Source organism: Parerythrobacter jejuensis (assembly GCF_039536765.1).
GTDB classification, from domain to species: domain Bacteria; phylum Pseudomonadota; class Alphaproteobacteria; order Sphingomonadales; family Sphingomonadaceae; genus Parerythrobacter; species Parerythrobacter jejuensis.
Map to the genome: position 1 here is coordinate 2,716,821 of NZ_BAAAZF010000001.1, position 25,082 is coordinate 2,741,902.

28 protein-coding genes and 1 tRNA gene are annotated in these 25,082 nt (G+C 61.7%); 11 read left to right on the plus strand and 18 right to left on the minus strand.

Annotation, left to right across the window (positions count from 1 at the left end; all coding sequences use genetic code 11):
- Positions 1-102 precede the first annotated feature (102 nt).
- Positions 103-1,083 carry a winged helix DNA-binding protein gene (locus ABD653_RS13225; protein WP_160779107.1) on the plus strand — a complete coding sequence of 327 codons (981 nt, stop codon included), beginning with the start codon at positions 103-105 and terminating at the stop codon, positions 1,081-1,083.
- Positions 1,084-1,108: 25 nt separating this feature from the next.
- Here ABD653_RS13225 and ABD653_RS13230 read toward each other — a convergent pair whose 3' ends face one another.
- Genes ABD653_RS13230 through argH form a run of 4 tightly spaced genes read right to left on the minus strand, consistent with a single transcriptional unit; the run spans position 1,109 to position 4,741 of the window.
- On the minus strand, positions 1,109-1,882 hold the full coding sequence (locus ABD653_RS13230) for a precorrin-2 dehydrogenase/sirohydrochlorin ferrochelatase family protein (protein WP_160779108.1): 774 nt from the start codon (positions 1,880-1,882) through the stop codon (positions 1,109-1,111).
- A gap of 10 nt (positions 1,883-1,892) precedes the next feature.
- A complete protein-coding gene (gene lysA / locus ABD653_RS13235) occupies positions 1,893-3,152 on the minus strand; it encodes a diaminopimelate decarboxylase (RefSeq protein WP_160779109.1) in 1,260 nt (419 codons plus the stop codon).
- Between the two features lie 15 nt (positions 3,153-3,167).
- Complete coding sequence (locus ABD653_RS13240; RefSeq protein ID WP_160779110.1) at positions 3,168-3,404, minus strand: hypothetical protein; 237 nt, start codon at positions 3,402-3,404, stop codon at positions 3,168-3,170.
- Positions 3,404-4,741, minus strand: a complete 1,338-nt coding sequence (gene argH / locus ABD653_RS13245; protein WP_234032160.1) for an argininosuccinate lyase — start codon at positions 4,739-4,741, stop codon at positions 3,404-3,406. Before argH ends, ABD653_RS13240 begins: the two co-directional genes overlap by 1 nt.
- Between argH and ABD653_RS13250 the strand changes: the two genes are divergently transcribed.
- Positions 4,740-5,357 (plus strand): TlpA family protein disulfide reductase, encoded by a 618-nt coding sequence (locus ABD653_RS13250; RefSeq protein ID WP_160779112.1) that lies wholly within the window; start codon positions 4,740-4,742, stop codon positions 5,355-5,357. The two genes, argH and ABD653_RS13250, sit on opposite strands and share 2 nt — an antisense overlap.
- A gap of 87 nt (positions 5,358-5,444) precedes the next feature.
- On the opposite strand, the gene ABD653_RS13255 is transcribed toward ABD653_RS13250, so the two are convergent.
- Positions 5,445-5,520, minus strand: a tRNA-Val gene (locus ABD653_RS13255).
- A gap of 92 nt (positions 5,521-5,612) precedes the next feature.
- On the opposite strand from ABD653_RS13255, the gene ABD653_RS13260 reads away from it, so the two are divergent.
- A complete protein-coding gene (locus ABD653_RS13260) occupies positions 5,613-6,593 on the plus strand; it encodes an asparaginase (protein ID WP_160779113.1) in 981 nt (326 codons plus the stop codon).
- A gap of 36 nt (positions 6,594-6,629) precedes the next feature.
- On the opposite strand, the gene ABD653_RS13265 is transcribed toward ABD653_RS13260, so the two are convergent.
- The 3 genes from ABD653_RS13265 to fmt are packed head-to-tail and all read right to left on the minus strand — an operon-like array spanning position 6,630 to position 9,414.
- Complete coding sequence (locus ABD653_RS13265) at positions 6,630-7,742, minus strand: zinc-binding dehydrogenase (protein ID WP_160779114.1); 1,113 nt, start codon at positions 7,740-7,742, stop codon at positions 6,630-6,632.
- Positions 7,739-8,509 (minus strand): tRNA pseudouridine(38-40) synthase TruA, encoded by a 771-nt coding sequence (gene truA / locus ABD653_RS13270; RefSeq protein ID WP_160779115.1) that lies wholly within the window; start codon positions 8,507-8,509, stop codon positions 7,739-7,741. The genes ABD653_RS13265 and truA overlap by 4 nt, the downstream gene beginning before the upstream one ends.
- Positions 8,506-9,414, minus strand: a complete 909-nt coding sequence (gene fmt, locus ABD653_RS13275; RefSeq protein WP_160779116.1) for a methionyl-tRNA formyltransferase — start codon at positions 9,412-9,414, stop codon at positions 8,506-8,508. Before fmt ends, truA begins: the two co-directional genes overlap by 4 nt.
- A 52-nt stretch (positions 9,415-9,466) precedes the next feature.
- Here fmt and recR point away from each other — a divergent pair, with 52 nt between their 5' ends.
- From recR to ABD653_RS13300, 5 genes are all read left to right on the plus strand, one after another.
- Entirely contained in the window at positions 9,467-10,063 is a 597-nt protein-coding gene (gene recR, locus ABD653_RS13280) for a recombination mediator RecR (protein WP_160779117.1), read from the plus strand.
- Positions 10,060-10,479, plus strand: coding sequence for a GNAT family N-acetyltransferase (locus ABD653_RS13285; RefSeq protein ID WP_160779118.1), 420 nt, complete (start codon positions 10,060-10,062; stop codon positions 10,477-10,479). The genes recR and ABD653_RS13285 overlap by 4 nt, the downstream gene beginning before the upstream one ends.
- Positions 10,480-10,544: 65 nt before the next feature.
- Positions 10,545-11,123, plus strand: coding sequence for a peptide deformylase (locus ABD653_RS13290; RefSeq protein ID WP_160779119.1), 579 nt, complete (start codon positions 10,545-10,547; stop codon positions 11,121-11,123).
- A 247-nt stretch (positions 11,124-11,370) separates the two neighbouring features.
- Positions 11,371-11,574, plus strand: coding sequence for a hypothetical protein (locus ABD653_RS13295; RefSeq protein WP_160779120.1), 204 nt, complete (start codon positions 11,371-11,373; stop codon positions 11,572-11,574).
- A 57-nt stretch (positions 11,575-11,631) separates the two neighbouring features.
- Complete coding sequence (locus ABD653_RS13300; RefSeq protein WP_160779121.1) at positions 11,632-13,044, plus strand: DNA recombination protein RmuC; 1,413 nt, start codon at positions 11,632-11,634, stop codon at positions 13,042-13,044.
- Here ABD653_RS13300 and ABD653_RS13305 read toward each other — a convergent pair.
- The 7 genes from ABD653_RS13305 to ABD653_RS13335 form a co-directional block, all read right to left on the minus strand.
- Positions 13,017-13,817 (minus strand): TrmH family RNA methyltransferase, encoded by an 801-nt coding sequence (locus ABD653_RS13305; protein ID WP_160779122.1) that lies wholly within the window; start codon positions 13,815-13,817, stop codon positions 13,017-13,019. The two genes, ABD653_RS13300 and ABD653_RS13305, sit on opposite strands and share 28 nt — an antisense overlap.
- A gap of 6 nt (positions 13,818-13,823) precedes the next feature.
- Entirely contained in the window at positions 13,824-14,102 is a 279-nt protein-coding gene (locus tag ABD653_RS13310) for an HPr family phosphocarrier protein (RefSeq protein ID WP_160779123.1), read from the minus strand.
- Positions 14,099-14,527: a PTS sugar transporter subunit IIA gene (locus tag ABD653_RS13315; RefSeq protein WP_160779124.1), complete on the minus strand. Its 429-nt coding sequence runs from the start codon at positions 14,525-14,527 to the stop codon at positions 14,099-14,101. The genes ABD653_RS13310 and ABD653_RS13315 overlap by 4 nt, the downstream gene beginning before the upstream one ends.
- 62 nt (positions 14,528-14,589) lie before the next feature.
- Positions 14,590-15,489 carry an RNase adapter RapZ gene (gene rapZ, locus ABD653_RS13320; RefSeq protein ID WP_160779125.1) on the minus strand — a complete coding sequence of 300 codons (900 nt, stop codon included), beginning with the start codon at positions 15,487-15,489 and terminating at the stop codon, positions 14,590-14,592.
- Positions 15,490-15,559: 70 nt separating this feature from the next.
- Complete coding sequence (locus ABD653_RS13325) at positions 15,560-15,982, minus strand: HPr kinase/phosphorylase (protein WP_160779126.1); 423 nt, start codon at positions 15,980-15,982, stop codon at positions 15,560-15,562.
- Positions 15,979-17,568, minus strand: a complete 1,590-nt coding sequence (locus ABD653_RS13330; protein ID WP_160779127.1) for an ATP-binding protein — start codon at positions 17,566-17,568, stop codon at positions 15,979-15,981. Before ABD653_RS13330 ends, ABD653_RS13325 begins: the two co-directional genes overlap by 4 nt.
- Positions 17,561-18,316, minus strand: a complete 756-nt coding sequence (locus ABD653_RS13335; RefSeq protein ID WP_160779128.1) for a response regulator transcription factor — start codon at positions 18,314-18,316, stop codon at positions 17,561-17,563. Before ABD653_RS13335 ends, ABD653_RS13330 begins: the two co-directional genes overlap by 8 nt.
- A 233-nt stretch (positions 18,317-18,549) precedes the next feature.
- Between ABD653_RS13335 and ABD653_RS13340 the strand changes: the two genes are divergently transcribed.
- Together ABD653_RS13340 and ABD653_RS13345 are read left to right on the plus strand one after the other, a co-directional pair.
- The gene (locus ABD653_RS13340) at positions 18,550-20,169 is read left to right on the plus strand and encodes a phosphoenolpyruvate carboxykinase (RefSeq protein ID WP_160779129.1); all 1,620 of its coding nucleotides are present in this window, start codon (positions 18,550-18,552) and stop codon (positions 20,167-20,169) included.
- A gap of 126 nt (positions 20,170-20,295) precedes the next feature.
- Positions 20,296-20,655, plus strand: coding sequence for a hypothetical protein (locus ABD653_RS13345; protein WP_160779130.1), 360 nt, complete (start codon positions 20,296-20,298; stop codon positions 20,653-20,655).
- Between the two features lie 27 nt (positions 20,656-20,682).
- On the opposite strand, the gene ABD653_RS13350 is transcribed toward ABD653_RS13345, so the two are convergent.
- Together ABD653_RS13350 and ABD653_RS13355 are read right to left on the minus strand one after the other, a co-directional pair.
- Positions 20,683-22,311, minus strand: a complete 1,629-nt coding sequence (locus ABD653_RS13350; protein ID WP_160779131.1) for an FAD-dependent oxidoreductase — start codon at positions 22,309-22,311, stop codon at positions 20,683-20,685.
- 166 nt (positions 22,312-22,477) lie between these two features.
- The gene (locus ABD653_RS13355) at positions 22,478-22,852 is read right to left on the minus strand and encodes a DUF3597 domain-containing protein (RefSeq protein WP_160779132.1); all 375 of its coding nucleotides are present in this window, start codon (positions 22,850-22,852) and stop codon (positions 22,478-22,480) included.
- 131 nt (positions 22,853-22,983) lie between these two features.
- On the opposite strand from ABD653_RS13355, the gene ABD653_RS13360 reads away from it, so the two are divergent.
- On the plus strand, positions 22,984-23,481 hold the full coding sequence (locus ABD653_RS13360) for a DUF937 domain-containing protein (protein ID WP_160779133.1): 498 nt from the start codon (positions 22,984-22,986) through the stop codon (positions 23,479-23,481).
- Here ABD653_RS13360 and ABD653_RS13365 read toward each other — a convergent pair whose 3' ends face one another.
- Positions 23,482-25,011: a CHAT domain-containing protein gene (locus ABD653_RS13365; protein WP_160779134.1), complete on the minus strand. Its 1,530-nt coding sequence runs from the start codon at positions 25,009-25,011 to the stop codon at positions 23,482-23,484.
- Positions 25,012-25,082: the final 71 nt, after the last annotated feature.

The window sequence follows — 25,082 nt, forward strand, 5'->3', positions numbered from 1 at the left end:
CAGAGGCCCCGTTGGTTCAATGTCCGCCAAAGAAAATCGTAGTATTCTTGACATGAACCCTCTTTGTTCTATTCCTGTTCTTATATCTTGGAGGAATCGACCATGCAGGTAACGGAATTGGACTACGCACCGTCGAGTGATTCAGCGGGGCTGGCTCTGGCAGTTTCGATTTTTGCCGATCGTCCGCATTTTCGTGGGCAGATTGCCGATGATGTTGCCGGGGCGGGATTTCGCATTGCGCAGGAAGGTTCGCTGGCATCGATTGCTTCGGGCGAGGTGCGGGCTCTGGGAGAGATCGTGCTGCTCGATTGTCCGACGGTCGGGGCCGAAACGCTCGCGGCCTTGATGCGGCTGGACATGCGGGTGGCGCAGTCGGGCGCCCAACTGGTGGTGTCGACGACGGTTGACGCGCTGGAAGACGTGTTTGCCTGCCTCGACCAGTCAGGCCCACGCATATTGGTACAACCCACTAGGGGCGAGCGCGTAGTTGCCCTGGGGCAGCTCTTGGCCGAAATTTCGCACATGCGCATGCGCGAACCTTCGGATGAGGATACGGTGTCCTTACTGCGCTTGTCAGAGCAAGTGGCCGAAATTGCCCGCAAGCTCGATGCCTTGTCCGATGAAGACCGGAGTGGTTCAGGCAGTGCATTCCGGTTCGAATCGCCAGCACCCGGCTATTCTGGCCCGGATGACGCAGATGGCACGGGACGCCTCACGCGTACGCCCAAGCCTCCCCTGCCGGAGCCCCGGCTGGTGCGACAGATCATTCGCCAGCGACAGTTGCGGGCGCGCTTCCTGGATGGCGACCTGTTTGCCGATCCGGCCTGGGATATCCTGCTCGACCTGACGGCGGCGCGGGCGGAGCACCAGCGTGTGTCAGTAACGTCACTGTGCATTGCCAGCGGTGTGCCACCGACCACGGCGCTCCGCTGGATCAGCCAGATGACCGAGGCTGGCCTGTTGCAACGGGTCGAGGATGAGGCAGACAAGCGGCGCGCCTTTATCGCGCTGACCGACAACGCCTCGGAAGCCATGGCACGGTTCTTTGCCGAATTGGGTAAGGATGCTTCCCGGCTGGTGTAGCGGCCAACTGATTTGGCGGGACACTTCAGCCGCGCTCGAGGACTACGACCAGGCCCTCGGGCAAGTCCCCGTGGTATGGCAGAGTCCGACGCAGGGCGTCGGCGCGGGACCGGTCAAGGATTGCCGGATCGATCGCAGGATCATGCAGCACGACATCGGCCATCCCCAGCAGGCGCGCCTGTCTCAGGGTCAGGTCTTCGGGATCGGTACTGGTAATACTGAACCGCACTGTCGCGGCCTGCTCCGCCGTATCGTTCCCAGCCAACCACTGATCCACGCGATCAGCCGAACCAGCCTCAAACGGATCGAGCGTGCCGCCTTCACCCAGCGCCGTATCCAATGCCCGTCGCCGGGTGTCGCCTGCAGGGAAACGCGTGCGCATCGCATCGCGGGAATCGCGCAATTTCGCGGCCAGCTTTCCGAGGCTTTGCGGCAGGATCCGTTCCAGCCGCAATCGCAGGTGCTTGGCCAAGCCGGCCGATGCGCCCGATGTCGAGACGGCCACCAGCACCGGTTCACGGTCGAGAATGCTCGGGGTGGTGAATTCGCACAGGTCTGGCCGGTCAGCGACATTCACCAACAGGCCCTTGTTACGCAGCCGCATTGCGACGGCCTCGCTTTCGCGGTCATCCTCCAGCGCCACAAACGCCAGCTTGGCCAGATGCGCTTCGGGCTCGCCGCAGGGAATCCCGCCGGCACGCTCGACCAGGCGGCGCTTGGCTTCGCCCATCTCGCCTTCGCCCACGACCACGACGCGCAGGCCGCGGACACGATGGAAAAGGGGCAGCGATCCGATCATGGCTGGCGTTCTAAAGCCAGTCCGGCACAGGTTCGGCGGACATGATGGCATCAGCAGACAGACGCTCGGCCACCACGGCGTAGCGATCACCGTCGACCAGCACTTCGGGTACAAACCCGCGCGAATTGTAACTGCTGGCCATGGTCGCGCCATAGGCGCCCGCTGTACGGAAGACGGCCAGATCACCCGATTGCAGTGCGTCGCAATCACGGTCACGCGCAAAAGTATCGCCGGTCTCGCAGATCGGTCCGACGATGTTGGCCGTCATTCGCTCACCGCTGGGCACAACCGCATCACAATCATGCCACGCACCATAAAGCGCCGGGCGGGCAAGATCGTTCATAGCGGCATCGACGATCACGAAGGGCGGGCCATTGCCACCGCGCTTTACGCGGATGACCTTGGTCAGAAGGACACCGGCATTGCCCGCAATCACGCGGCCCGGCTCGAATGTCAGGTGCACATCCCAGTCGCCGGTGACCCTTGCCACCATCGCGCCGTATTCTGCTGGCGAAGGCGGGTTTTCTCCGACTTTGTAGGGCACACCCAGTCCGCCGCCGAGATCAACATGGGTAATGGCATGACCTGCGGCGCGCAGATCTGCGATTAGAGTGGCGAGCTTGCCAAAGGCGGTTTCCAGCGGCTCGAGATCACCCAACTGGCTGCCGATATGAACGGCCACGCCGCGCAAATTGATCCCGTCCAGCGAGGCGAGTTCGGCAAATGCCTCGCGCGCATGGACCAGCGGAATTCCGAACTTGTTCTCAGCTTTGCCGGTAGAGATCTTCTCGTGGGTCTTGGCATCGACATCGGGGTTGATGCGCAGGCAGGCCTGGGCCTGTTGCCCCCGCTGCGCGGCCAGCTCGGCCAGCTCGCGGCCCTCTTCGCGCGATTCAATGTTGAATTGGCCGATCTGACGATCGAGGCCCAGAATCAGCTCTTCGCGGGTCTTGCCCACGCCCGAGAACACGATGGTGTCCGGGGTCATGCCTGCCGCCAGCGCGCGCATCAGCTCTCCGCCGGAGACGACATCCGCCCCGAAGCCCTGATTCTGCAGCACTTTGAGAACCGCAAGATTGGGATTGGCCTTTACCGCAAAGGCGATCAGCTTGCGCGGAACGCTGCTCAGGCCGTCGGCAAACACCTTGGCATGCCGCTCCAGCGTGGCGCGCGAATAGACATAGACAGGCGTGCCTACTTCTTCCGCAATGCGGGGCAGGGGGATGTCCTCGGCATGCAGCACGCCGTCTTTCAGAGCGAAATGATCCATTGTCAGGCGGGCTTCTTACTCGGGAGGAAGGTCAAACGGGTCGTCTTCACGCTCTTCGGACCGGCGGCGCAATTCCACACTGCGTTCCGGTTCCGCCAAAGTGTCTTGCGCCAACAGCTCTTCTGCATCCGGCTTGCGCTCGGTTCCAAACGGTGCAGGCGGCAGGTCTGTTCCCGCGACCGGTTTCAGGTCGGCCTGCTGGCCACAGGCAGCAACCGCTGTGGCGATCACGAGAGCGAGTAGGGTACGCATCAATCCTCCATGCCAAGCGCCTGGCGCGCTTCCCGGGCTCTGGCTTGTACCTGATCCGGCGCGGTGCCGCCATAGGACCTGCGCGCTGCGACCGACGCATCAAGCGTCAAAACCGCGCGAACACGATCATCGAGGCGACTGTCGATGCCCTGCAAATCTTCCAGCGAGAGGTCTTCCAGCGTGCAACCCTTGCTGTCTGCCAGCTTCACCGCTGCACCCGTGATATGGTGCGCCTCGCGGAAGGGAATATCGGCGGCTCGCACCAGCCAGTCGGCAAGATCGGTCGCTGTGGCATGGCCAAGGCCTGCCGCATTACGCATGCGATCGGTATTGAAATCAGCGCCCGCGATCATGCCCTGCATCGCCGCCAGGCACAGATCGAGCAGCCCTGCCGCCTCGAACACCGGTGGCTTGTCGTCCTGCATATCCTTGGAATAGGCAAGCGGAAGGCCTTTCATGGTCACCATCAGCGCGGTTGTGCAACCGATGATGCGCCCGGCATGGCCGCGCACCAGCTCGGCGGCATCGGGGTTTTTCTTCTGCGGCATGATAGAGCTGCCGGTGGAAAGACTGTCGGGCAGGCGCACAAAGCCAAAAGGCTGGCTGGCCCACAGGATCAGTTCTTCGGCCAGGCGGGAGAGATGCAGGGCGCACTGGCTGGCCGCATTCAGGTAATCGAGCGCGAAATCGCGGTCGGACACAGTATCGAGACTGTTGGCGGTTGGCCGGTCGAAACCGAGCGCCGTGGCGGTCATGTCACGGTCCAGATCGAAGCCTGTCCCGGCCAGTGCCGCTGCGCCCAGTGGGCATTCGTTCAGGCGTTCCTGCGCGGCAGAAAAGCGCGCGCTGTCGCGCCGCAACATCTCGTAATAGGCCAGCAAGTGATGGCCCAGAGTGACCGGCTGCGCTGTCTGGAGATGGGTGAAGCCCGGCATCACGCTGGCGGCATGCTCGCCTGCCCGATCCACCAATGCGCGCTGGAGAGCGGCGATCCCGTCCAGCGCGCGGTCCATCGCGTCGCGGGTCCACAGCTTGAAGTCGGTTGCAACCTGATCGTTGCGGCTGCGCGCGGTGTGCAGGCGGCCTGCGACTGGCCCCACAAGCTCGGTCAGCCGTGCTTCGACGGTCATGTGGATGTCTTCGAGATCCCAGTCCTCAGGCACCCCGTCGCGCTCATACTCGGCTGCGATGGTTTGCAATCCGCCATCGATTGCCTCTGCATCCTCGGTCGAGACGATTTCCTGCTGGGCAAGCATGGCGACATGAGCGCGGCTGCCGGCGATATCCTGTCGCCACAGGGCCTTGTCGAACGGGATCGAGGCATTGATTTCGCGCATGATGGCACTAGGTCCTTCAGCGAACCTGCCACCCCACATCTGGTTGGAGCCTTTCGTGTCCCGAGTATCGCTCACGCTATTTGCATTCCTCTTCCTGCTATCCGGTTGCGATAGGGCCGCCACCGATGCCGCGCAAGAACAGGGCGCATTGGCGGGCGAGAAGACCAGCTTGGCCGGGGAAGTGGACCGCAGCAATGCCGGTGACCTGATGCCGGCAGTCACCGTCACCGACCCTGACGGGCGGGAGCTTAACCTCGCTGCCGTTCAGGGGCAGCCGGTGCTGATGAACCTGTGGGCGACATGGTGCGCCCCCTGTATCAAGGAAATGCCGCTGCTGGACGAGCTGGCCGTGGAGCGGGCCGATGGGCTGCGCGTGCTCACTGTCAGTCAGGACATGCAGGGTGCGGAAAAGGTCGTGCCGTTCTTTGCCGAGCGCGATTTCGAGATGCTGGAGCCTTGGCTCGATCCGGACAATACGCTGGGTTTCCACTTCCAGGCCGGATTGCCGATGACGGTGCTCTATGATGCCAGTGGCCGCGAAGTGTGGCGCATCGCGGGCGATTATGACTGGACGAGCGCCGAAGCAGCTGGCTTTATCGATGAGGGGCTGGATTAGGCATCTGGACGGGCGCTTGTTCGCGCCGGCGCCTGGTGGAGCTTCCACCTGGCGGTTTGCCCGCGATAGGTCTGGGTCGCGGAAGTATGGTGGGCGATGACAGGCTCGAACTGCCGACCCTCTCGGTGTAAACGAGATGCTCTACCAACTGAGCTAATCGCCCGAATCCAATCGGAAGCCGCTCTCTAACGCCCATTCGTTCAAAATCAATTGCGATGTGGCCACTTTTTGTTTCCCGCGCTAACGGCGCAGGGCATGAGCACCGCGAAAATCCTTGTCCTCGCCACAGGCGGAACCATTGCCGGCAAGGCCGGTTCTGCGACGCGGCATGATTATCGCCCTGGCCTGATCGGGATTGAAGAATATCTGGGCAAGGTCACCGAGTTGGGCCTGGATGCCGATCTGACCGGCCAACAGATTGCCAATATCGGCTCGGAAGATATGGGCCCGGCGATCTGGGCGGCGATCCATTCGACCATTTCCGCTGCGCTGGATGATCCGGAGTGCGATGGCGTGATCGTCACCCACGGCACGGATACCGCGGAAGAGACCGCCTTCCTGCTCGACCTGACACTGCCGACCACCAAGCCCGTCGTCCTGGTGGGCGCCATGCGGCCGGCCGATGCAGTTGGCTATGACGGACTCCGCAATTTCGCCAATGCCGTGCGGGTTGCGGGCGACCCCGATGCCGCCGGGCGTGGCGTGCTGGTGGTGATGAGCGACCGGGTCTTTGCAGCACGGGATGTGCGCAAGGCCCGCACGCGTGGCACCGATGCTTTTCGCGGCTTCCCCCGCGGATCGGTGGGTCTGGTCACGCCGAGCGCGCTGGAATGGTTCGGCGCGCCATGGCGGGTTGATGAAGCGGCGCGGTTCCCGTTCGCGCTGGATCGCCCCGACGTGCCGATCCTCTATATCCATGCCGGGATCACACCGGACTATGTCACGCGGCTTGTCACCAGTGCAACGCAAGGTGTTGTAGTTGCGGGGGTGGGAGAGGGGAACATGCCTGATCCTGTCCGCCAGGCGCTGGTCGAATTGGCGGCAGCGGGAATGCCGGTAGTGCGGGCGAGCAGGCTCGATGAAGGGCTGGTGGATCGCGAACCCGAAGACGACGCAAATCGTTTCGTCGCGGCCCGCGCGCTTAATCCGCAAAAGGCGCGCGTCCTGTTGCAGTTCCTGATCGCGGCAGGCGTGAAAGAGCCCGCCGCGATCCAGGAAGCTTACGACCGGCGCTGACCGGCCAGCGCTGACTGTTCAACGCATCATCAGCGATCAGCCGTGTGGCGTGACGAGGTATTTCTCGCCCGTTTTCATCTGCCGGTAGTCAGTGATCGCACCCTTCTCCAGCATGCCTTCCAGCGTAACCTTCTGCTTGTAACTGCTGGCAAAGGTGGTGGTGATATTCTCGAGCACCCGCTGGCGCATCCGGACCATGGTTTCCATCCCGGCATTGGCCAGGAACGGGGTCAGCAGCCAGCCCGACAGCGTCCAGCCGAAGCCGTAAGACGGAGTCAGGATCGTCGGACCCATATCGAGGCGACCATAGATGAACATGCGCTTCTGCTGGTTCGAGCCATAGCGCGAATATTCGGTCATCTTGCCGACCGCGACCTGCTCCATCGCCTTGAACACGTTGTCGGTCGCTTGACCGCCACCGATCGGATCGAAGCCGTAAAACGCGTCCGTTTCATCGATGGCCGTGCGCAGCTGCTTCATGAAATCATCATCGGATGAATTGACGACATGCTTGGCACCCAGACCTTTCAGCAAGTCGACATGCTCGGCCTTGCGCACGATGTTGACCAGCTCGAGATCGTCTTCCTGGCAAATCTTGACCAGCATCTGGCCCAAGTTTGAAGCGGCAGCAGTGTGGACGATAGCCTTTTGCCCGTCCATCTTGGCATTTTCGGCAAAACCCAGCGCGGTCATGGGGTTAACGAAGGCACTTGCGCCATCTTCGGAAGAGTTGTCGCCCAGCGGCAGGCACATTGCCGCGTCGGCGAGGCAGTATTCGCTATAGGCATTGCCCGGGACACAGGCGACGCGCTGGCCCATCAGGGCCTTGGCCATATCACCGTCACCGGTGGCGATGACTGTACCGGCGCCCTCATTGCCGGCAGGCAGTTTCTGGCCGTGGCGAGCCTTGGAGCCGGTGTTGAACGGCTCGGGCATCTTGGCGACGACTTTGCCGGGCGAGTATTCGGCATTCTCGAAATCGGCAGCGCCGGTCAGGATCGCGAGATCCGACGGATTGATCGGGGCTGCTTCCATTTTCACCAGCACCTGGTTTCCCGTCGGATCGGCTACGGTCACTTCTTCAATTTCAACGGTCAGCGTGCCGTCGCTTTCCAGCGTCGTGAAAAGTTGCTTGCCGGTGGTGGTCATTGGGGTCTCTCCTGTTGGGAATCCTGATCGGGATATTCTGCGGCCACGAAGTAGAGGCCGTGGGGTGGGGCGTTCAAGCCCAATTCCTGTCTGTCGCGTGCAAGCAGAGCTTCCTTTACCCGCTCCTCGCGCCAGCGGCCCATGCCGACAAGAGCGAGGCAGCCGACCATGCTGCGGACCTGATGGTGCAGGAAACTGCGCGCGGCGGCATGGACCAGCACATGGTCCCCATCCCGCTCGACAGCGAGGAGATCGAGCGATTTGACCGGATCGCGTGACTGGCAATGGGCCGACCGGAACGTGGTGAAATCGTGTTTTCCGACAAGGGCTTGCGCAGCGCGGTGCATAGCGGTGTGATCGAGAGACTGGGGCACCAGCCAGGCGCGGTCTTTCTCCAGCGTCAGCGGCGCGCGGCGATTGGCAATGCGATACACATAAGACCGGCCAATGCAGGAATGCCGGGCGTGCCAGTCATCAGACACGATCTCGCACGCTGTCACCGCGACCGGGTCGGGCCGTAGATGGGCATTGAGGGCTCCCATCATCCGAAACGGAGTGAGGTCACTTGCGACATCGAAATGGCTTCGCATGGCCAGCGCGTGGACACCGGCATCGGTACGCCCGGCGCTGAAAAGCGTGATGTCCTGGCCAGTCGCCGCGAGCGCGGCCTGTTCGACCGACTGCTGAACACTCGGCCCGTGCTTCTGGCGCTGCAAACCCTGGAATGGCGTGCCGTCGAATTCGAGGGTTAGCGCGTAGCGGGTCACGTTAGGGATGAGCCTTTCGAAACCGGATTACCGCGCAGGAAATCGTCAAGGTCCATGGCCGGCTTGCCCGCCTTTTGCAGGCGTAGGGGCTGGATCGCACCTGTGCCGGTGGCGATGGTCAGTCGGCCGTCGAGCACAGCGCCCGGTGATGCTACCTCGCCATCCGCAACCTGTGCCCGCAGAAGCTTCACCCGCTCGCCCTCGATTTCACACCATGCACCGGGGAAAGGGGCGAGGCCATGAATATGCCGCACAGTATCCTCGGCGGGTATGGTCCAGTCGATCCGTGCCTCCGCCTTGTCGATCTTAGGCGCGTAGGTTGCGTCCTCATCATCCTGGGCGACCGGAATATGGATAGCGAGATCGCGCAGTGTGCCGACCATCAATTGCGCGCCGAGTTCCGCCAGCTCCACGGTCAGCTCGCCGGTGGTCTTGTCCTCGATCGGGGTGCGGACTGTAGCAAGCATCGGGCCGGTATCGAGCCCGGCCTCCATCTGCATGATGGTCACGCCCGTCACCGGGTCGCCCGCCATGATGGCGCGGTGGATTGGCGCCGCTCCGCGCCAGCGCGGCAGGATCGAGGCATGGACATTGAGGCAACCTTGCGCAGGCGCATCGAGGATTGGCTGCGGCAAGATCAGACCATAGGCGGCAACCACCGCGACATCGGCCTGCAGCGCCGCAAACCGTTCCTGCTCCTCTGCCGACTTCAGCGATTTGGGATGCCGCACTTCGATGCCGAGTTGCTCGGCCCGTTTCTGGACGGGCGAGGGTTGTAGCTTCTTGCCACGTCCGGCCGGGCGCGGCGGCTGGGTATAGGCCGCAACCACATCGTGCCCGGCATCATGCAGCGCCTGTAAGGTCGGCACGGCAAAATCGGGGGTGCCCATGAATGTGATGCGCATAAGGGGTGCGGTGGCCTTTCGTGAATGCTGCGCAGCCCCTATCTTTCTGCCCATGGCATCGCAAGAGATCGAACAGCTGGCCTCGGCGCTGGCGCGGCTGCCGGGCCTTGGCCCGCGCTCGGCACGGCGTGCGGTGTTGTGGCTGGTCAAGAAGCGCGACACGGCCCTGCCGGGCCTGCTGGAGGCGTTGGAGCAAGTGCAGGACCGGCTGGTCGAATGCCAAACCTGCGGCAATGTCGATACCCGGAATCCGTGCGGCATTTGCGCGGATCATCGGCGGGACCAGAAGTCGCTGTGTGTGGTCGAAGATGTGGCGGATCTGTGGGCGCTCGACCGGGCGAAGCTTTTCACCGGGCGCTACCACGTGCTCGGCGGAAAGCTCTCCGCGCTTGACGGCGTGCGGCCTGAAGACCTGAACATCGCCAGCCTGCTTGGCCGGATCGAAGGCGGCGGCATCGACGAGGTCGTTCTGGCCATGAATGCCACGCTGGAAGGGCAGACCACCAGCCATTACATTGCCGAACGGCTGGAAGATTTCCCTGTCCGCATCACCCAGCTTGCGCATGGCCTGCCAGTGGGTGGCGAGCTGGACTATCTCGACGAAGGAACGCTGGCGCAGGCACTGCGTGCGCGGCGGCCAGTGGGGTGAGCCTGCGCATCGAATCGATCACAGACGCGGATTTTTCCGAGGTCGCTGATCTATGGTTCCAAAGCTGGCTGTCGACTGGCGCGGCGCATAGCGAAGGCGTGACTGCGGCAATTCTCGAGGATCGGTTGGCAAACGAGCCCTGGGATATGTGGCTGGCGCGTATCGGCAGAGATATCGCTGCTTTTCTGGCGATTGACCGCAGTGATGCTTGTTTGAGCCAACTGTTTGTCGCGCCCGAGTTTCAAGGCCGGGGCATCGGGCTGGAGCTGTTCAATCTGGCGAAGCTGGAATTGCCCGAAGGCTTCTGGCTACGGACCGATGAGGGCAATTCGGGTGCGCGGCGGTTCTATGATCGGCACGGTCTGATCGTGGACCGTATCGAAGACGGGCGCGCATACTACACATGGTGCCCGTGATCATCGCTCACTCTGATCGCAATCGCTGACTTGCAGGCCGCCACGCCAACGCCTAAATCGCCGCCATGGCTATTCGTGAAATCCTGGAAGTGCCGGACCCCCGGCTGAAAACCGTGTCGACTCCGGTCGAAACCTTCGATGACGAGCTCAAGAAGCTAGTCGAGGACATGTTCGAGACGATGTATGCCGCGCCCGGCATTGGTCTGGCGGCGATCCAGGTTGGCGTGCCCAAGCGCGTGCTGGTAATCGACCTGCAGGAGCCGGATATGGATGCCGAGCCCGAGGAGTGCGATCACGACCACGGCGACGGTGAGGGCAGCCACAAGCATTACCCGGTCAAGAATGACCCGCGCGTCTATATCAACCCGGAAATTCTCGATCCAGACGAGGAACTGGGCACCTACCAGGAGGGCTGCCTCTCGGTGCCGGAGATTTACGCCGACGTGGACCGGCCCAAGACCTGCACCGTCCGGTATCAGGATGTCGAGGGCAAGCAGCACGAGGAAGCGCTGGGTGGCCTCCTCGCCACCTGCCTGCAGCATGAAATGGACCACCTCGAGGGTATCTTGTTCATCGATCATTTGAGCCGCCTGAAACGCAATATGGCGCTCAAGAAGCTAAACAAGCTGCGCGCTGCGGCGTAAGCCGGGGAAAACTCAACGTGCAGCCTAGAAAGAGTTCATCTCTATCGTATGATTGCGTGTCCAGCCGAATAGGCGGTTAGGACGCGGGCGTTGGGCCCGTTCGAATTTTTTGTGCGGGCTAACTTGCGGCCCTTTTGCTCCGAGCGCATCCCTGAAACCGGAATACCGGTCAGCATAACGTGGACGGGCGACCTCGGCCGCAGACCTGCCACCACTAGGGTTCGAAAGCCTTAGTAGGAGATGTGCCATGAAACATTGGGACGTCGGTCTGCGTCAGCACGAGGGAAAATGGTTTTCAGCTAGCCTCGACAATCATGGTGTTGCCATTCTCGAAATCGAGGATGGAGTAGAAACGCCCAGCGAAGCTGTCAACCAGCTTCGAGAGATTTTGAGGGCTCAGAAAGAGCAAGAAGACTGGCAAGCCTATTTATGGGCTCGCTACCGCGTGTAAGTTGCAGGGAAACGGGGGCGGCACCTGCCGACCCCCGCCGACCTGCTGGAAGAGATCATGGACACCACAGTTTTGACATTGGTTGTACTGTTGGCCGGGATTGCGTTTGGTGCCGGTGCGGGTTGGTACTTAGGCTCGCGCCCAGTTGCGGACTGGCAGGCGCGCCATGCGGAGCGTGAGGCAGAGGCGAAAGAGCTGGGCGAGAAGCTGGGGCGCATGGCTCCTGAATTGGCGACCATGTCCGAACGCGCGGCACGGGCCGACGATCTGGCGCGATCGCTCGACCAAACGCGTGAGGAACTGACCGGCCTCAAAACGCAGGCGGCGGGTTTCGCGGAACAAAAGCGGCTGCTCGAGGAAAGCCGCGAGAAATTGCTCAAGGAATTCGAGAATACCGGCGCGAGAGTGCTGGGCGCAGCGCAGGAGCGATTCCTGTCGCGGGCGGATGAGCGGTTCAAGCAGTCGGAAGAGCAGGGCGAGCAGAAGATCAAGGCGCTGCTCCAGCCGGTGGGCGAACGCCTCGCCAAATATGAAGAGCAAGTTGTTTCGCTGGAGAAGCAGCGCGTCGACGCCTTCGGGTCACTGCGCAGCCAGATCGAACAGATGCGCCTGGGTCAGGAAGAGGTGCGGCGCGAGGCCCAGCGGCTCGGCAATTCCCTCACCAATGCCCCCAAGGCCCGCGGTCGGTGGGGCGAGCAACAACTCAAGAACCTGTTGGAGCAGGTCGGGCTGGCGCAACACACCGATTTTGAACTGGAGCAATCGATCGAGACCGAGGAAGGGCGCCTGCGCCCCGATGCGATCGTGCGCATTCCGGGCGGCAAGGTGCTGGTGATCGACGCCAAGGTCTCGCTCAATGCCTATCAGCAGGCGTTCGAGGCCGACAATGACGAGGCGCGCGATGCGGCGCTGGGCGACCATGTTCGCTCGATGCGCAACCACGTCCAGCAATTGGGGGCCAAGAGCTACCAGAGCCAGTTCGAAGACGCACCCGACTATGTCGTGATGTTTGTGCCGGGTGAGCATTTCGTAGCTGCCGCCTTGGAGCACGATCCCGAATTGTGGGATTTCGCCTTCGACAAACGCGTGTTGCTGGCGACGCCCACCAACCTCGTCGCTATCGCCCGCACGGTCGCACAGGTTTGGCGGCAGGATGCGCTCGCCGCCGAAGCGCGCGATATCGGGCGTTTGGCCACCGATCTGTTCGACCGCATTGCCATCGCCGGAGAGCATCTAAAGCGTGTCGGAGGCGGGCTCGATAGCGCGGTGAAGAATTACAACAAATTCGTCGGCAGTTTCGAACGCAATGTCTTGTCATCCGCGCGCAAGCTCAAAGACAAGGGCATCGAAACGGGCAAGCGCGATGCGGAGGAGGTTCCGCTGGTCGAGGGGACGCCGAATTACAATGCAGATGATGTGGCCGAGTTGGACGCGCTCGAAGATCAGTCCAGCGCGGCCAAGACTTCGTAAGCCAGCACGGCCGCTGCCACCGCAGCGTTGAGGCTGTCGGCGCGGCCTTTCATCGGCATGGTCACGCGCAGATCGCAGGCCATTTCATAGTCTTCGGGCAGACCCTGCGATTCATTGCCGACTAGCACAAAGCATGGCGCCTGATAGGGCGCGCCGCGATAGGGCACGGCGTCGCGGAGAGAGGCGGCAACCAGCTGCCCGTTTCCTGCCCGATGCCAGGCGATGAAGTCGTCCCACGTCGCTTGGACGACATGCTGGGTGAAGACCGCGCCCATACTGGCACGCACCGATTCCACGCTGAAGGGATCGGCACAGTCATCGATCAGGATCAGCCCGCCAGCGCCAACCGCATCGGCTGTGCGCAACATCGTGCCCAGATTGCCCGGATCGCGCAGCGCCTGCGCTACGAGCCAGATCGGGGCGCTGTCACGGTCTATCTGATCCAGAGATGTGTCCCATTCGGCGAAAACGCCCGCGACAGCTTGCGGGTTCGACTTGCCGGTGATTTTTGTCAGGATATCGGCGCTGGTTTCGATAATGTCGCCGCCGGCAGCTTCTACCGCGCGTTCGAGTGCGCCCAGCAGGGGGTGCGCGTCACGGCCCTCGGCCATCACCAGCGTTTCCGGAATGCGGCCGCATTCGCGCGCATCGGTAAGCAGGCGCAGCCCCTCGGCCAGGAATTTTCCCTCGCGCTTGCGGTGCTTCTTGTCGCGAAGCGAGCGCAGAAGTTTGACCGTGGGGTTGGAGAAACCGGTAATCTGGCGGCGCGGCACCGCTGCTTACTCTTCGCCGAAGCCGTCTTCGACCAGAGCGCACATTTGCTCCAGCACGGATTCCGCATTGTCACCGGCAACGCCAATCTCGATTGTGTCGCCCTTGGCCGCACCCAGCATCATCAGGCCCAGGATCGAGCCACCGGCGGCTTCGGTCCCGTCCTTGGCAACCTTCACGTCGACCCCTTCGGGCAAGGCGGCCACAGCGCCAACAAACTTGGCGCTCGCGCGGGCGTGCAATCCGCGCTGGTTGACGATCACGACTTGTCGCTTGAGCGCCGTCATGAAGCCTTTTTCGCCGGTGGCGCCTCGTTCTGGCCCAGGAATTCGGAGGCGACCGTGATGTAATTACGGCCCGCTTCCTGCCCGGCTGCAACGGCATCCTGCACGCCCATCGACTTGCGCGCGCCGGCCAGCCGGATCAGCATCGGCAGGTTGATCCCCGCAATCACTTCGACGCGTCCGGTTTCGAGCAGCGAAATGGCAAGGTTGGAAGGCGTGCCGCCAAACAGGTCGGTTAACACGATGGCCCCGTTGCCTGTGTCGACAGTCTCGATCGCGGTAGCGATCTCCGCCCGCCGTTGCTCCACATCGTCATTGGGACCGATACAGACAGTCTCAACCGCATCCTGGTGGCCGACGACATGCTCCATCGCCTCCACGAACTGGTCGGCCAGATGGCCGTGCGTCACCAGAATAAGTCCGATCATGGGTGGGTTGGTAACTCGCTTACAGGCGTTTGTCTTTAGCGGCGAAGCGCGGGGCAGACTTCTCAGGCTTTGGGGCCTTCAAACTGGTCGGCGGCGCGAGAGGCCAGATTTCGATGGATGACAGTGGGCGAAAATCCCGCCTCGCGCAAGGTCTCGGCCATGGTCTCAGCGGTGAAGACCGAGCGGTGGCGGCCGCCGGTACACCCGAAGGCGATATGGACATAGGCTTTGCCCTGGGCGCGATAGCGCGGCAGCAATGACAGGACGAGATCGCGGATGCGCTGGAAAACCTCGTCAAAATCGCCCTTTGCGGTGATGAATTCACCTACGGCAGCATCAAGACCGGTTTGTTCGCGTAGCGTGTCGACCCAATGCGGATTGTCGAGAAAGCGCATATCGAACACCAGATCGGCGAGCGGCGGCATCCCGCGGGCGAAGCCGAAACTGCTGATGGTGACTGCTTGGCGCGAAGGGTCATCATAATCGAACTGCTCGCGAATCAGCTGCTGCAACTCGTTGGCAGCAAGCTCGCTGGTATCGATGACGGATTCGGCCCAGCGCCGCATCGGCTCCATTAGTTCACGTTCGGACCGGATGCCCTCGAGCGCAGAGTGTCCTTTGGCCATCGGGTGGCGGCGGCGGGTTTCGTTGAACCGGCGCTCTAGCTCTCCGCTCGAACAGTCGAGAAAAAGGGTGGTGATCAGCAAATCGTCACGCGACACCAACTCTTTCACCAGGTCGATGACCTCTGTCGGCACGAAGCCGCGCGTCCTGGAATCGAAACCGATCGCCAGCGGGGCGGGCTGATCATGGCTCGCGGCCTCGACGATCAAGGGTTTCAACAACCGGATCGGGAAATTGTCGAGCGCTTCCCATCCCATGTCTTCGAGCACGCGCAGGGTTGTTGTTTTGCCGGCTCCCGACATTCCGGTGACTAACAAGATGTTCTGGCGCGACGACATTTGATTCCCGATTCTTGTTTTGACGGCACTGGTCGCGCATTTGGGACGAGCGGGGAAGGGTTTTCTTGTCTCAGCCCGCGATCTTCAGCCCGTGAAGGGAGAGCGCGTACTCCGCGCGCAGGGGGGCAACCGGGTCCTTGGCCGCGAAAGCGAGCATGGGGATGTCGGTTTTCATAAGCGTGGTTGTACCAGCCTGCTCGACGAAGCGCGGTGCCGCCGGATCGAGGCGCAGGACGAGGCTGGCAGGCGCCGACAAGGCTTCCATTTCGGCAATCCCGACATTGCGGATCTCGATCATGCCGGTGATCCGTGGCGGAGGGACAACCCACAAGGTCCCGTCGCGCAATTCCAGGCCGACGCCGTCATCCCCGACCAGCTTCGCCCCGCGATCGATCAGGGCCAGTGCGAGCGAAGTCTTGCCCGATCCGGATGGCCCCTCGATCAATACGGCCCGGCCGTCGATCGCGACGCAGCTTGCCTGGTAGGTTGTCACTGGGCTTCGCTGCGGGAATTGTCAGCTTCCGGAAGGGCCAGGATCAGGCAGGCGCCAGACTTACCGTCGACACGATCTTCCACGCTGAGCGAACCGCCATGCGCCTCGGCAATGGTCTTGCCCATGGCCAATCCCAAACCGCTGTGATTGCCGAAGTCTTCGTCTTCCGGCCGGACCGAGTGAAACCGTTCGAAAACCTTGTGCCGGGCGTCCTCGGGAATGCCTGGCCCTTCGTCGCAGACAGAGACGGTAATGCAGCCATCGTCATTGGCAATCTCGATCAGGATAGCGCCGCCCTTGGGCGAGAAAGAGACGGCATTGTCGAGTAAATTTTCGACAACGCGTTCGATCCGCACCGGCACACCCATAACCAGAGGAACGTTGCCGCTCCTGGTGATTTCTACGGTGACATCGCCATCGAACTGGCGGTTCTTCCTGGTGGCGACGATATTATTGACGAGCTCTGCCATGTCGAACAGTTCGAAGGTTGCGCGCGACAATTCCGCATCCACACGGCTGGCATCGGAAATCTCGGTCACCAGCCGGTCAATCCGGCGGACATCATGGGTTGCGATTTCCAGCAATTGGGCGCGCAGCTCCGGGTCTTCGACCCGGGCCAGCGATTCAACCGCGCTGCGCAGGCTGGCGAGCGGGTTCTTGATTTCGTGCGCCACATCGGCGGCGAAATGTTCGACGGCATCGATGCGCTGGCGCAGCGCGTCCGTCATATCGGACACGGCGCGGGCCAGCAGGCCGATTTCATCGCGTCGTTGCGGCAGCCGCGGAACCTCGACCTGGCGTTCGCGGCCAAGGCGCACGCGCTGCGCCGCCTTGGCCAGGGTCTGTAGCGGCTTCACAATTGTACGGGCGAGGAATAGCGAGAGCAGGATCGAGGCAAACAGGGCAATGCCGACCCCGATGCCGAGAGTGGAGCGGGCGCTGCGCACGGCCTCGGTAATATCCACCGCGTTGCGGGTGGTGAGCAAGGTGGCCCCGTTCAGACCGACGGGCGCAGCGGCAGTGATGATCGGGGTACGGTCCGCTGCCTGGCGCAGTTCGATCTGGGACAAACCCTGATCACGTGCCCTGACCAGCTCGGGCCAGGAATCGGCCGTCTGGCCTTCGGGTTCGATATATTCCGGCACGGGTTGGGCGCTGACCACCGTATCAACGGTTTGATCCAGAAAACGTGCAAAGCGGAGGCCGAATTCATCATCACTCGGATCGTCAATCGTAAAGCTGGGCTCTGCCAGTTCGAAACTGTCAGCCCACAATCGCCCTTCCGCATCGAACATGCGCAGCCGCATACGTTGTTCCTTGCCGATCTGGACCAGGAGGGCCTCCTGCCGTTCGCGCGTTGCGCCGGCCAGCGCCTCTGCCGTGATCTGCGCCTCGATCCGCGCCAGCTTGTAACGCTCGTCGAGCAGCTGCGCGCGATAGGAATCGAGATAGAAGATGCCGCCGCCCAACAATGCCAGTGGCAGGATATTGACCGCCAGAATGCGCGCCGTCAGCGACAGCCGATCGAGCAGCTTCATGCGTTCGAGCGGCATGGTAACCCTGCTGGCCAATGGTGCCTCAGCCATCAGTGAAGCTGTATCCGGCCCCGTAGAGGGTTTCGATCGCACCGAATTCATCGTCGACAGAGCGGAACTTGCGCCGCATCCGTTTGATGTGGCTGTCTACGGTCCGGTCATCGACATAGACTTCGTCCGGATAGGCCGCATCCATCAACTGGTTGCGGCTTTTGATAACGCCGGGCCGAGCCGCGAGCGCTTCCAGGATGAGAAACTCTGTCACGGTGAGCGAAACGGTCTGGCCATCCCACATCACCTGATGCCGGGCCGGGTCCATTGTCAGGCGGCCGCGTGAGAAAATTTCTCGCGATGGCCCGCCAGTTTCTTCGCTTGCCATGCCGGATTCTTCGTCAATACCGCTACGGCGCAGGATGGCGCGGATGCGGGCCACCAGCAGGCGCAAGCTGAACGGTTTGGCGATGTAATCGTCGGCCCCCATTTCCAGGCCGGCTTCTTCGTCGCGCTCGTCATCCTTGCTCGTCAGGAAAATGACGGGGAGGGGAGAGTGTTCGCGCAACCTGCGCAGCAATTCCATCCCGTCCATACGCGGCATCTTGATGTCAAACACAGCCAGATCCGGTGGATTCTCCAGCAAGGCCTTCAATGCGCTTTCGCCTTCGGAATAGACGCGCGTGTCGTAACCTTCTTCCTGCAAGGCGATGGAAACAGTGGTCAGGATATTGCGATCATCGTCGACCAAAGCGACAACCCGCCGCTTCGCCTTCACCTCTGCTACGGTAACGTCTTGTTCCACCATTCCCTGACCATACGATGTTGGTTGTGCGTTGCCACACCCTAACCTTTCGCGGCAGGCGAAACAACGTCGTGGTATGCTGGAATAGCTTACGGGCAAGACCCTCACGCGCGGGATTTGACGGAATCGGTTCGTGCCTCTATTCGCGGCGCTGCGTACGGTGCATACCTATGCATCGGCTAGTGTTCTGCGCATGTGCCGGGCCCCGGCTTACCAGATTTTCAGGAGACTCAAGCGTGTCTGCTCCGCTTTCCACTTCGCTTGCCGATCAAGGGATTTCGACCTCGGCGACTATCCATGCCAATCTTGGCACACCGCAATTGGTGGAACATGCCGTCGACAATGGCGAAGGCAAGCTTTCCAAATACGGTTCGCTGGTGGTTGAAACCGGCAAACACACGGGCCGTAGCGCGAAGGACAAGTTTATTGTCCGCGATGCTGAGACCGAGAGCAATGTTTGGTGGGATAATAACGCCTCCATTACACCGGAGCATTTCGCCGCGCTGAAGGAAGACTTCCTGAAAGCCGTGGGCGAGAAGGAAACGCTCTACGTTGCTGACCTGTTTGGCGGTTCCCAACCAGAGCACCGCGTGAATGTGCGCGTGATCAACGAATTTGCGTGGCACAATCTTTTCATCCGGACGCTGCTGTGCCGCCCGACCACGGACGAACTGCAAGGCTTCGCGCCGGAATATACCATTATCGACCTGCCCAGCTTCCGCGCCGATCCAGAGCGCCATGGAACGCGCAGCGAAACGGTGGTGGCCGTGAACCTGACCGAAAAGCTGATCCTGATCGGCGGCACCAAATATGCCGGCGAGATGAAGAAGAGCGTGTTCGGCATCCTCAATTACCTGCTGCCGACCAAGGGCGTGATGCCGATGCACTGTTCGGCCAACATTAGCGCTGATGGACAGACGGCTGTGTTCTTCGGCCTGTCCGGCACTGGCAAGACGACGCTATCTGCTGATGCCAGCCGCACGCTGATCGGCGATGACGAGCATGGCTGGTCCGATACAGCAGTCTTCAACTTCGAAGGCGGCTGTTATGCCAAGATGATCCGTCTCAGCGAAGAGGCCGAGCCTGAGATCTACGCCACCACGCGCATGTTCGGCACGGTGCTGGAAAATGTCGTGATGGACGAACAGACCCGCGAACTGGATTTTGACGACAACACGCTCGCCGAAAACACCCGCGGTGCCTATCCGATTGAGTATATTCCCAACACCAGCGAGCATAATCTGGGGCCGGTACCGACCAATGTCGTGATGCTGACCGCCGATGCGTTTGGTGTCTTGCCTCCGATTGCGCGGTTGACGCCGGACCAGGCGATGTATCACTTCCTGTCGGGCTACACCGCCAAGGTCGCTGGAACCGAGATCGGGGTGACAGAGCCGGAAGCGACGTTCAGCACCTGTTTCGGTGCCCCGTTCATGCCGCGCCACCCGAGCGTTTACGGCAATCTTCTGAAAGAGCGCATCGCCAAGGGCGGTGTGCAGTGCTGGTTGCTCAATACTGGCTGGACCGGTGGCAAATACGGCGTTGGCAGCCGCATGCCGATCAAGGCCACCCGCGCGCTGCTGAACGCGGCTCTCGATGGCAAGATGGACGATGTGGAATTCCGCAAGGATCCCAATTTCGGCTTTGACGTGCCCGTTTCCGTACCAGCCTTGGCCGAGGCAGGGATTGACCAGACGATCCTTGATCCGCGTGCAACCTGGGCCGACAAGGACGAATATGACGCCACGGCGCATAAGCTGGTGCAGCTGTTCGTTGACAATTTCGAACCGTTTGCAGCGCATGTCGACGAAGGCGTTCGCCAGGCTGCCCCGAATGCGGAGACGCAGGCCGCCTAAGCCTCGCCGCTACAAGTTGGAGAGGAGGGCCCCGCACCGCGACATACGCGGGCGGGGCCTTTTTCTTGGTGCTCGCCCGCCTTGCGCGTATCGTTGCGGCGACTCGAACGAAAGGGAAGCACGATCATGGGACTTTTTGACGGAATTCTGGGGCAGGCCAGCGAGCATGCCGATGTCGCCAACATGGCGGAAAAGCTCGGCATCAATCCTGATGTGGCGGAGAAGGCGATTGCAGCCTTGGGCCAGTCGCATGGCGAGCCGGGCGATACAGTAGAGGGGGCCGCGGCGAAGACCGGTCTCGACACCGGCGTGCTGGGTCAGATCGTCGATCAGATCGGCGGCGAGGGTTCGCTGGGCCAATATGCCGACGCGCTGAAGGATAACCCCAAGGCGGCCGGTATTCTGGACATGCTGGACCGCGATGGCGACGGCAATCCGCTCAATGATGTGGTGGGTATGGCCAAGGGCCTGTTCGGCAAGAAATAAGTTCTCGAACCGGGGAAGGGCGGCAGGCTATGCGCCGTCGCCGCTCTTCTGCCGGTCGATATAGCCCCATATTTCTGACACGACGACGGAGCCTTCGCCGACAGCGCTGGCAACCCGTTTGACCGATCCGTGGCGGACATCACCGACGGCATAAATCCCGTCGCATGATGTTTCGAAAGGGGAGGGCCGGCCGACAGTGTCGCCGGTTTTGACAAATCCTCTGTCATCGGTTTCGGCAAGGCCTGTCAGCCATCCGGTATTCGGCGCAGCACCGATCATGATGAACAAGGCGCGTGTATCGACGCGACGATCCCCGTCGGCAGTCTGGAACGTTACTCCTTCGAGGTGGTCTTCGCCGTGCAATGCACCAATCTGGGTCCCGTATTGGATCGTGATCCGCGAATCGGCTTCCAGTCTTTCTGTCAGATAACTCGACATGGATGCAGCAAGCGAATCGCCGCGGACCAGCACATGCACATGCCTGGCCGTCCGGCTGAGATACATGGCCGCTTGCCCGGCGGAGTTTCCGCCGCCGACCACAACCGCTTCGGTGTTCCGGCAAAAGCGGGCTTCCATGTCGGTCGCGGCATAGAACACGCCTGCGCCTTCCAGTTCTTCCAGCCTGTCTAATGGCAGGCGGCGATACTGGACGCCGGTGCTGACCAGCACGGCACGCGCGCAAACCTCGTCGCCATCATCCAGAGTCGCGCAGAACAGCCCGTCTTCGCGTTTCGCGAGTTTCTCCACCCGCCGTGGCATTGCAAAGCGGGTCCCGAATTTCAGGGCCTGGATTTGCCCGCGATAGACCAGGTCCGTGCCGCTGATGCCGGTGGGAAATCCCATATAATTCTCGATCCGGCTGGACGTACCGGCCTGGCCGCCGATTGCGGTGTCTTCGACCACCAGGGCTTCGAGCCCTTCCGCGCCGCAATAGACTGCTCCGGCCACGCCGGCCGGGCCACCGCCCACGATCAGCACGTCAAACACCCGCTGGCTGCAAATGTCGAGGTCGAGGTTCATCCGCTGCGCAACCTTGCGCGGGGTTGGATCCTCGATCAGTTCGTCGCGATCCATGATGACCGAAGGTTGGTGATCGGTGAGATTGCAGACCTCCAGGGTCTCGTCGTCCGACCCATCCATGTCGTAGCTTTGGAACGGGATGCGATTGCGCGACAGGAACCGTTCCACCTGCTGCACGGCGGGATCACGGTCGGCACCGATCAGCTTTATGGAACTGTTCTTCAGCTCGAACTGCTTGCGCCGACGGGCGGCAAACACGCTGATGATGTGATCGGACAATTCGGGCACGCGGCTCATCAACGCCAGCATGTCTTCGCGCGGAGCTTCGATCGTTTTGGTCGGTTTGGCCGCACGCATAGGCAGGAACCAACTGCCCCGATTGAGGAAACCGATCTCCCCTACAAACTGGGTCGGCCCGACAGAGGCATCCAGCAGACGCTCACGCGTGTAGGGATCGAGCACTTCGATTTCGCCGTCCACGCAGTATACGAATGTATCCATCGGATCGCCGACCTCGGCGACAATATCGCCTGATTGATACGTGCACTCGTTTCCGATCGCGCGGATCGCGGCGACATGGTCCTCCGACAGCGGAACGCGCTTCATCGTTTCGAGTTCGTCGCCAAAATTTTCCATGAATTGCGCCCTGAAAGTGGATCCCGCTAATCTACGTCGGGGCCGCTAGTCTGTTCCGGGTCACTCAGTCGATGGGTCAGACAATCGCGCGAAACGTCGAAGCGAAATGCCACGCACAAAAAAGGGCGGCCGAAGCCGCCCTTTCGCAAACCAAAGCCGATGGGACTTAGTCCGTCATGCTCGACGGAACGGTGCCGCCATTCAGGGCGATTTGCTGCATCGTGACCTTGTGCAGCCAGATGTTGTCTTCCGCCGTGCCCTCATAATCGGTCCGGCCCATTTCCTCCGCCAGTTCCTTGCGGTTGGCATAGGTCGGATCGAGGCCGAGGACTTTGAACAGATCGACGATCGAACTTTGCCAGTTGAGATTTTCTGCGCCCGGCATGGCAGACAGTTTCGCCACGACGTCAACATTGCTGACGACTGCCGGCTTAGGAGCTGGAGTACCCGGCGCGGCGGTTGCTGCTGGTGCCTCGGCTGCCTTTGCCTCTTCCTCGTCTCCGCCGAAGATTGCGTTCTTGATGCTCGAAAAAATACCCATGAGTCCCTCCTGTTCACGGCCATTCCGGCCGCAGTGATGATTGGCGCGAGTCCTTTGACCTGACGCCTCTGTAGTGCCATGCATATGACAGATCGCAAGGCCTGAAACGGCCATATGAGAGGGAATAGCAAATGAATCTTGGACAGATCTTGAACGAAACCGGTGCGATCGGAAGTATTGCGCAGGAATTGGGCGTTGACGAAGGTACCGCGCGGACGGCGGCTGGAGCTCTGTTGCCTGCAATTGTGGCCGGGATGGGTCGCAGCGCGACCGGCGGAGGAGGCGGCGATCCGCTCGGAGGCCTGGGCGGACTGGCCGGGGCGATCCTGGGAGGCGGCGGTGGCGGCCTGCTGGAATCGGTCCTCGCGCCCAAGCCGACCCCGGCCCAGCAGGGCAACGATATTCTTGGCAGCATTTTCGGCAGCAAGGACGTCAGCCGTTCTGTGGCTGGCGAAGTTGCCGGGATCACCGGCCTGGACGAAGGCATGCTCAAGAAGATGCTGCCGCTGCTGGCGATGGCGGTTGCCGGCTATATGGCCCAGCGTGGCGGGCAGAGCTCCGGTTCTGGCGGCGGGAGCCCGCTCGGCGGCATTCTTGGCTCGATTATCGGCGGCCTTGCCCGGCGCTGATCAAATTTCCTGGGATGGCCGCCTGACAGCTTCGCTCGGGCGGCCGAACACGGTGAAACTGGCCCACAATTTGGGGTCCCTCAGATAGGGTTGCTGTCCATCCGCATCGCGATGATGGAGCGTTTCCAACTGTGCCCGCTGCATTGCGAATTCCGGTGCGTAGCCTGCCTTTAAGTGGGTGACGAAATTGGTCATCAGCACGCGCGTTGCTGAATCGCTGACATTCCACAGGCTGCCGACGACCTGGCCCGCCCCGGCCGTGGTCCAGGTGCGTGCGATGCCGAAGCTTCCCCCTTGAAGGAAACGGCCCAGCGCCGTCTGGCAAGCGCTGAGAACGACCAGCGGGTTGTTCTGGCGCCAGCCATTGAAACGTGCGGTGCGAATGTCGCCAGCATGGAAATGACCGCCTGACATGGCAACATACCCGCGTGTGAGCGGATTGGTCGGGTGGGATACCGCATGCGACGCGATATAGACCATGCCGGTATCTTCGCGGGCCTGGATCGCATTGATCAGCCGTCTCTGGGTGGCATCGCTGCCCAGCAACACGCTGTTGCCGGGGGTGTCGAGCATCGCGGCAACAGCCTGCGCTTCGGCTCGCGCGCCGGGCAGCGGGCTCCAGCGCCAGGCGCGGTCGTCGGTGAGATCGGGATCGCCCACGATCACAGCCTTGTTCACGTCGACGCGGCCAAAATCGAAAGTCGGTTCTTCTTCTGCCATGCTGGCGAAATCCGGGAGCACCACAAACGACCAGTTTTCGGCGGCATAGCCGTTGGCCAGGGGGAGGGCAGCGAACGGGGCTGTGCCGGTGTCGAGCGCGGGCACCACTAGCAATCTCCCGCTACGGGTCCCCAAGGCATCGCGAATAGGTCCGGGCAGGAGCAGTTTGGCTGTTTCCGAGAGCGTCGCGCGGCGTTGTTCGATGGCTTGGGGTGTGCGGTCCGCTGCGCGGGCTGCCTCGATTTCGGCCTCGCTGGGTAGAGGCTCACCCCGTTTCGCGCGGCTGCGACTGATCGCGAGCCTGCGAACCCCGAGGCCCGACGACATCGGGCCGAGCCCTTTGTATTTGCGCGTCGAGACGCCTGTCAGGACCCCGCCATCCGGACTGATCAGCCACGCTTTCAAATACCCGTTGGCATCGGTGCGATGAAGTAGCGCGTAGGTCGGGATCGACTCGTCCGACAATGTGGCAAGCAAGGACCTGGCCTGTTCCAACTGGAATACCGCCTCTTCGTGGTCGAGGGAAATCTTTGCCTGCCGGACCTCGCCATCACGTTCCTTGCCGCGCAACACTTCCTGCACGAGACCGACGCGCGCAATGTCGTCCAGCAACTCCTGTTCAAGAGCTGGGTCGATCTCGGTCGGGATGGAAACGGGTTCGGGTGCAGGAGGTATTTTGGCGAAACGCGGGGCGGCTGCGGCGTCGCCGGTGAGTTGGAACGGAGTGCTTTCGTCAGTCGAAGGGTCGGTTTGCGTGTCGCATGCAGCAATGAGCAGGCAGGCGGCCGTCAACCAAGCGAATCTCGACATTTCCTAAGCCCCTGTAGTTCAGTTCTCCAATGCTACCCGTTTGTTCTCGTCCCGATGCTGCGCCCTTGCGG

Bases quoted from the DNA above. Each gene is read 5' to 3' on its own strand.
- ABD653_RS13225 (WP_160779107.1), top strand. From the start codon at position 103: ATGCAGGTAACGGAATTGGACTACGCACCGTCGAGTGATTCAGCGGGG.
- ABD653_RS13230 (WP_160779108.1), bottom strand. From the start codon at position 1,882: ATGATCGGATCGCTGCCCCTTTTCCATCGTGTCCGCGGCCTGCGCGTC.
- lysA (WP_160779109.1), bottom strand. From the start codon at position 3,152: ATGGATCATTTCGCTCTGAAAGACGGCGTGCTGCATGCCGAGGACATC.
- ABD653_RS13240 (WP_160779110.1), bottom strand. From the start codon at position 3,404: ATGCGTACCCTACTCGCTCTCGTGATCGCCACAGCGGTTGCTGCCTGT.
- ABD653_RS13250 (WP_160779112.1), top strand. From the start codon at position 4,740: ATGATGGCACTAGGTCCTTCAGCGAACCTGCCACCCCACATCTGGTTG.
- argH (WP_234032160.1), bottom strand. From the start codon at position 4,741: ATGCGCGAAATCAATGCCTCGATCCCGTTCGACAAGGCCCTGTGGCGA.
- ABD653_RS13260 (WP_160779113.1), top strand. From the start codon at position 5,613: ATGAGCACCGCGAAAATCCTTGTCCTCGCCACAGGCGGAACCATTGCC.
- ABD653_RS13265 (WP_160779114.1), bottom strand. From the start codon at position 7,742: ATGACCACCACCGGCAAGCAACTTTTCACGACGCTGGAAAGCGACGGC.
- fmt (WP_160779116.1), bottom strand. From the start codon at position 9,414: ATGCGCATCACATTCATGGGCACCCCCGATTTTGCCGTGCCGACCTTA.
- recR (WP_160779117.1), top strand. From the start codon at position 9,467: ATGGCATCGCAAGAGATCGAACAGCTGGCCTCGGCGCTGGCGCGGCTG.
- ABD653_RS13290 (WP_160779119.1), top strand. From the start codon at position 10,545: ATGGCTATTCGTGAAATCCTGGAAGTGCCGGACCCCCGGCTGAAAACC.
- ABD653_RS13295 (WP_160779120.1), top strand. From the start codon at position 11,371: ATGAAACATTGGGACGTCGGTCTGCGTCAGCACGAGGGAAAATGGTTT.
- ABD653_RS13300 (WP_160779121.1), top strand. From the start codon at position 11,632: ATGGACACCACAGTTTTGACATTGGTTGTACTGTTGGCCGGGATTGCG.
- ABD653_RS13310 (WP_160779123.1), bottom strand. From the start codon at position 14,102: ATGACGGCGCTCAAGCGACAAGTCGTGATCGTCAACCAGCGCGGATTG.
- ABD653_RS13315 (WP_160779124.1), bottom strand. From the start codon at position 14,527: ATGATCGGACTTATTCTGGTGACGCACGGCCATCTGGCCGACCAGTTC.
- rapZ (WP_160779125.1), bottom strand. From the start codon at position 15,489: ATGTCGTCGCGCCAGAACATCTTGTTAGTCACCGGAATGTCGGGAGCC.
- ABD653_RS13330 (WP_160779127.1), bottom strand. From the start codon at position 17,568: ATGGCTGAGGCACCATTGGCCAGCAGGGTTACCATGCCGCTCGAACGC.
- ABD653_RS13335 (WP_160779128.1), bottom strand. From the start codon at position 18,316: ATGGTGGAACAAGACGTTACCGTAGCAGAGGTGAAGGCGAAGCGGCGG.
- ABD653_RS13345 (WP_160779130.1), top strand. From the start codon at position 20,296: ATGGGACTTTTTGACGGAATTCTGGGGCAGGCCAGCGAGCATGCCGAT.
- ABD653_RS13350 (WP_160779131.1), bottom strand. From the start codon at position 22,311: ATGGAAAATTTTGGCGACGAACTCGAAACGATGAAGCGCGTTCCGCTG.
- ABD653_RS13355 (WP_160779132.1), bottom strand. From the start codon at position 22,852: ATGGGTATTTTTTCGAGCATCAAGAACGCAATCTTCGGCGGAGACGAG.
- ABD653_RS13360 (WP_160779133.1), top strand. From the start codon at position 22,984: ATGAATCTTGGACAGATCTTGAACGAAACCGGTGCGATCGGAAGTATT.
- ABD653_RS13365 (WP_160779134.1), bottom strand. From the start codon at position 25,011: ATGTCGAGATTCGCTTGGTTGACGGCCGCCTGCCTGCTCATTGCTGCA.